Origin of the sequence: Qipengyuania huizhouensis, assembly GCF_019711635.1 — a bacterium.
In the GTDB taxonomy this organism is placed as follows: domain Bacteria; phylum Pseudomonadota; class Alphaproteobacteria; order Sphingomonadales; family Sphingomonadaceae; genus Qipengyuania; species Qipengyuania huizhouensis.
On sequence record NZ_JAIGNT010000022.1, the window covers coordinates 1 to 3,966 of the forward strand.

The 3,966-nt window shown below is 54.5% G+C and carries 7 protein-coding genes; 5 read left to right on the top strand and 2 right to left on the bottom strand.

What is annotated here, in order from left to right; genetic code table 11:
- Positions 1–93: 93 nt before the first annotated feature.
- The gene (locus K3180_RS12760; RefSeq protein WP_221541333.1) at positions 94–426 is read right to left on the bottom strand and encodes a hypothetical protein; all 333 of its coding nucleotides are present in this window, start codon (positions 424–426) and stop codon (positions 94–96) included.
- A 232-nt stretch (positions 427–658) separates the two neighbouring features.
- On the opposite strand from K3180_RS12760, the gene K3180_RS12765 reads away from it, so the two are divergent.
- Positions 659–910, top strand: a complete 252-nt coding sequence (locus K3180_RS12765; RefSeq protein ID WP_221541334.1) for a hypothetical protein — start codon at positions 659–661, stop codon at positions 908–910.
- Between the two features lie 86 nt (positions 911–996).
- Here the strand turns inward: K3180_RS12765 and K3180_RS12770 are convergent, their stop codons facing one another.
- Positions 997–1,353 carry a hypothetical protein gene (locus K3180_RS12770; RefSeq protein ID WP_221541335.1) on the bottom strand — a complete coding sequence of 119 codons (357 nt, stop codon included), beginning with the start codon at positions 1,351–1,353 and terminating at the stop codon, positions 997–999.
- A gap of 514 nt (positions 1,354–1,867) precedes the next feature.
- Here K3180_RS12770 and K3180_RS12775 point away from each other — a divergent pair.
- The 4 genes from K3180_RS12775 (at position 1,868) to K3180_RS12790 (ending at position 3,840) form a co-directional block, all read left to right on the top strand.
- Complete coding sequence (locus tag K3180_RS12775) at positions 1,868–2,188, top strand: UrcA family protein (protein ID WP_221541336.1); 321 nt, start codon at positions 1,868–1,870, stop codon at positions 2,186–2,188.
- 165 nt (positions 2,189–2,353) lie between these two features.
- Complete coding sequence (locus K3180_RS12780) at positions 2,354–2,851, top strand: hypothetical protein (RefSeq protein ID WP_221541337.1); 498 nt, start codon at positions 2,354–2,356, stop codon at positions 2,849–2,851.
- A gap of 34 nt (positions 2,852–2,885) precedes the next feature.
- On the top strand, positions 2,886–3,062 hold the full coding sequence (locus K3180_RS12785) for a hypothetical protein (RefSeq protein WP_221541338.1): 177 nt from the start codon (positions 2,886–2,888) through the stop codon (positions 3,060–3,062).
- Positions 3,063–3,135: 73 nt separating this feature from the next.
- Positions 3,136–3,840 (top strand): phosphatase PAP2 family protein, encoded by a 705-nt coding sequence (locus K3180_RS12790; protein ID WP_221541339.1) that lies wholly within the window; start codon positions 3,136–3,138, stop codon positions 3,838–3,840.
- Positions 3,841–3,966 lie beyond the last annotated feature (126 nt).

Sequence of the window (3,966 nt, forward strand, 5' to 3'; positions counted from 1 at the left end):
CATCTCTGCTCTCCTTTCCGACTCACTGGAGGGAAATTATCCCCCGAGGATGGAGAGCCGTCCACGTCATCAATTGCTGACATGGGGTAGCCTCTAATCCTGTTCCTGCTGGCGAGCTAAGTCCGCCAGATTGTCACACGCCTCACGCAAGGAAGCATCAGCGATCTCGTGCGCGCGAGGCAGCAGACTGTCCAATGTCTTCGAAGCCAACTCCGGGTCTCTCGACCGCAAAGCAAAGTCGGCGATTCCCTCAAGGATGTCACTGCCTCCCGTCTGCTGCTGCCACGGCGTGCTTAGCAGCAACCACGCCTTTTCATATTCAGCAATTGCGCCCCGGTAATCGGATTTGTTGAAGCCGAGGTAGTCTCCTTCACTAAAGAAATGACCCATGGCTTCCCACTTCTGGAAGCCTAGTTCTGACTTCATGCGAGAGCGCTCTTCATCTGACCACGGTTTCGCCATTGACGGGACTTACAACCCTAAGCTGATGACCGCTACCCACCCCGTTCTTGCCGTTTCGACCGATCTAGGGATGTGCCGAAAGCGGAACGACAGTTAGCGACGCCATAGCGGACTGATTCCTTCATTGCCTCTACTAAGAATTTGGGTAATTCATTTTCCGTGCCATAATCCAATGGCTTGAAGGTTGAGTCGCTACATGAACAAAGTTGAAATTGCGGCCGTTGTTGCCGCTTTCGGAATGCTCTCGGGTTGTGCAACTTATCTCGAAGAGGGCGCGACGAAGAACGCTGCCGCGCAATGTGAAGCGATGGGCAAGCAATTCGTGAAGACCGATTCAAAGAAAAACGAAGCAATCGTAGTGGCCAGTGCCACCGTAACTGGCGAATGTGTGGGCCCAGAGGACCCTCGCTACGTAGCGGAGACAAGCAACAACACGTCATCTGATTGACCGCTTACCACCCCGCTCTTGCCGTTTTAGTCTCGCATACAAGATGCCAGAAGCGGACTGACAGTTAGCGACGCCATACCGGACATTCAGCCTGTCAGCGTTTTGTGCTGCTTTAGAAAGCTGCGGATCAGCTCACGATCTCTTGGGCCTTCCATCTCGCTAGTGTCGAAAGCACAGTAGAACTCGAAGAATGTGTCAGGCCATTCGCAACCCTCGCCAAACTCCAACAGAGCGCCAAAGAGGGCATTCGCTACTCCGTCGCAAAACTCCCAGCTTAGAAAACCGACGAAGAAGTCACTCGCCAACTCCACCGCCAACTCGTCGAAGAGCTTGGTTTGCTGCAGCTTGGCTTCAGTCGACCAGCGTGTGATGTCATCTTGGCCGATGTAATGATGGGCCTCACGCCACCGAACCCGCAACTCGTTCAGAACTGACTGATACATTTAACGACGATACAGTCGCGTTGGTCGGCTCGCCACCAAAACCTTACGGCAACTCACCACCCCCTTCCGGTCGTAATGCCCCTTTCGCAGTAATTGAGAAAGCTGCCATCCACAGGTTCTTCCGCCTTACCAAGGCCGCCCCACCGGAATTTTGTGGGATTGCCGAAAGAACTAATGATGTCAGGAGCAAGTTCATATGCATTTCATGCCTATGTACGCGGCATTCTGTCAATGAACACGGCTCATCGTCTCACACAATTGGCCTCCCCCGAACTTGCCACTTTCGTTAGTATCTTAAGCGAACCGGCCGCTAGCGAAGCCACAACAGCATCAGCTGCAACGTAGGGCCCCTTCGCTCGAGAGGGTGCCCATTTCTGCGGATAGGAGACAGGACTTGCTGACATATTGTCAGGTTCTGTTGACATTGTCATCGAATCGCGACATATTGTCAGGACAACCTGACATGCTAGGTTGTTCCGACCACCTGGACCCAACATCCAAGCTGGAGAATGACATGAAGAAGCCTTTAACACTCGCCACTGCCGTGCTCGCCGTTTTTGCAACTCCAGTTGCGAGCCGAGACTTGCCGACTGTATCGATTAAGATCACCGACCTAGACCTCAGCACAGAGGTCGCCCGCCAAAAGCTGGACCAGCGGATCGACAATGCAGCGCGACGGATCTGCCAATTAGGAGGATTCGACTATGGAGTGCGCAAAGCCGAAGCCGATTGCCGTCTCGCTGTAAAACAGAAGGTCGCTCCGGAGGTGGAACTAGCCATCGCCAATGCTCGCGCAGAGCGCCTCGCTACAAACCAGCTCGACATCCCGGGCTAACCAGTTCCGTCGGGGCGTCACACGCGACAACGGCGCTCCGACGGATTCCGCCATAAGATGGAGGATCGCGAGATAAATGAGTAGTTATACGGAGCCCAAGATCCTGGCACGAGCGTCGCGAAATAATGGGAAATCACAATTTATAACCAACAGGGAACCTGAATCGTGAACGCGAATACGAAGATCAAAAATAACCAAAGCTCCAACGAAATGCGATTCCGCCTCTATTTCAGGTTGATGGATCTTTGTTTTGTTGCCTGCATTCTGATCCTCGCTTCGTTCCTTCCTGTTTTCGATAGAGTGGTTGCAGCCGATGGCAGCCTGCCGATTTGGTATCAACTCTACGGTGCAATACTCTTATTCTTCGTGTTGTTCGTTACCCCGGTGCTAATTCTTGCCCGCTTCATGCGGGACGAATATGCGGAACAGCTATTTCGTCGGACAACGGACGTAGTTGTCTACGCGGCCATCGCAATGCCCTTCTTGGTTTTTTGGGTGGCTACCCTCGTGTACATTCTCACGCGCGCCGATGAAGCGCCCTATCCCTTCAGTCTTTTCATGATCGAAGTAACTTGGTGGTCGGCGGTCGCAGAGCTTTTCAAGTACTTCTGTTTATTGTTCGTTTTCGTTTTTCAGTTCATGCGTTGGATGGATAGCCGTTGAAAAACCGTCTTCGCGTCCTCAGGGCTGAGCGAGAGTGGAGCCAAGCCGTACTGGTCTGCTCGTGGAAGTCGAGGACAGCGAGCCTGATCGCTATGTCGAATTGTCACTCGACGGCCTCACCGTCACTGAAGGCGGTGTATTGAGCGAGACCAATCTGCAAACGGAGATGACCGCGCAAGACCTTGCCTCAATGCCCGACGCAACGATGTGATCACACGGCAAGCCGTTTCTGGCAGCACCTCTCGCAAGAAAGGCACCCCCTCCAACAGCAGCGTAGGTAAATCTTGACCATAAGGGCATTCGTCAGCCGATGGCACGAGCGGTTCGAGACGTGGACGCTGGTCGCTATGGCCGCCTTTGCCGTCGCCATCTGGGCTTTTATCGAAGTTACGGACGAGGTGATGGAAGGCGAAAGTCATGCCACAGATTCCGAAGTGCTGTTGGCACTGAGGAATGCCGATGATTTGTCCGATCCCATAGGACCTCCATGGGTAGAAGAGCTTGGCCGGGATTTCACCGCCCTGGGCGGCGTTGGCGTGTTGACGCTGTTGACCCTCTCCGTCGCGGGCTACCTCTGGCTGGTGGGGAAGGTTCGCGCGATGTTGTTGGTGCTAGGCGCAGTCGGTAGCGGCCTTCTGGTCAGCACGCTTCTCAAGGAGAGTTTCGACCGGATGAGGCCGGACCTCGTTCCCCACGAGTCTCTCGTCTACACCGCGAGCTTCCCCAGTGGTCATTCGATGATGGCCGCCATCACCTACCTCACGCTTGCTGCTCTGCTCGCGAGGGTCCAGCCAAACCGGGCGACGAAGGTCTATTTCCTTTTCCTCGCGCTTATCATCACAGTCGGTGTCGGGGTAAGCCGAGTCTACCTCGGCGTTCACTGGCCCTCGGACGTTTTGGCGGGATGGGCCGTTGGCGCATCCTGGGCTCTGCTGTTCTGGTTGATTGCCCGCTGGCTGCAAGACAGAGGACAGGTCGAACAGGATTGAAGAATGTCGGCCCTATAAACCGTCGGAACGCAGGTCAAATGTCCGCATTCCACCCCAAATCGGACGTGGAGTTGCACCGCCATTTCACCGAAAGCGGACATCAGATGACTGCCGCATGCTTCTGTA

Bases quoted from the DNA above. Each gene is read 5' to 3' on its own strand.
- K3180_RS12775 (WP_221541336.1), top strand. From the start codon at position 1,868: ATGAAGAAGCCTTTAACACTCGCCACTGCCGTGCTCGCCGTTTTTGCA.
- K3180_RS12765 (WP_221541334.1), top strand. From the start codon at position 659: ATGAACAAAGTTGAAATTGCGGCCGTTGTTGCCGCTTTCGGAATGCTC.
- K3180_RS12760 (WP_221541333.1), bottom strand. From the start codon at position 426: ATGAAGTCAGAACTAGGCTTCCAGAAGTGGGAAGCCATGGGTCATTTC.
- K3180_RS12770 (WP_221541335.1), bottom strand. From the start codon at position 1,353: ATGTATCAGTCAGTTCTGAACGAGTTGCGGGTTCGGTGGCGTGAGGCC.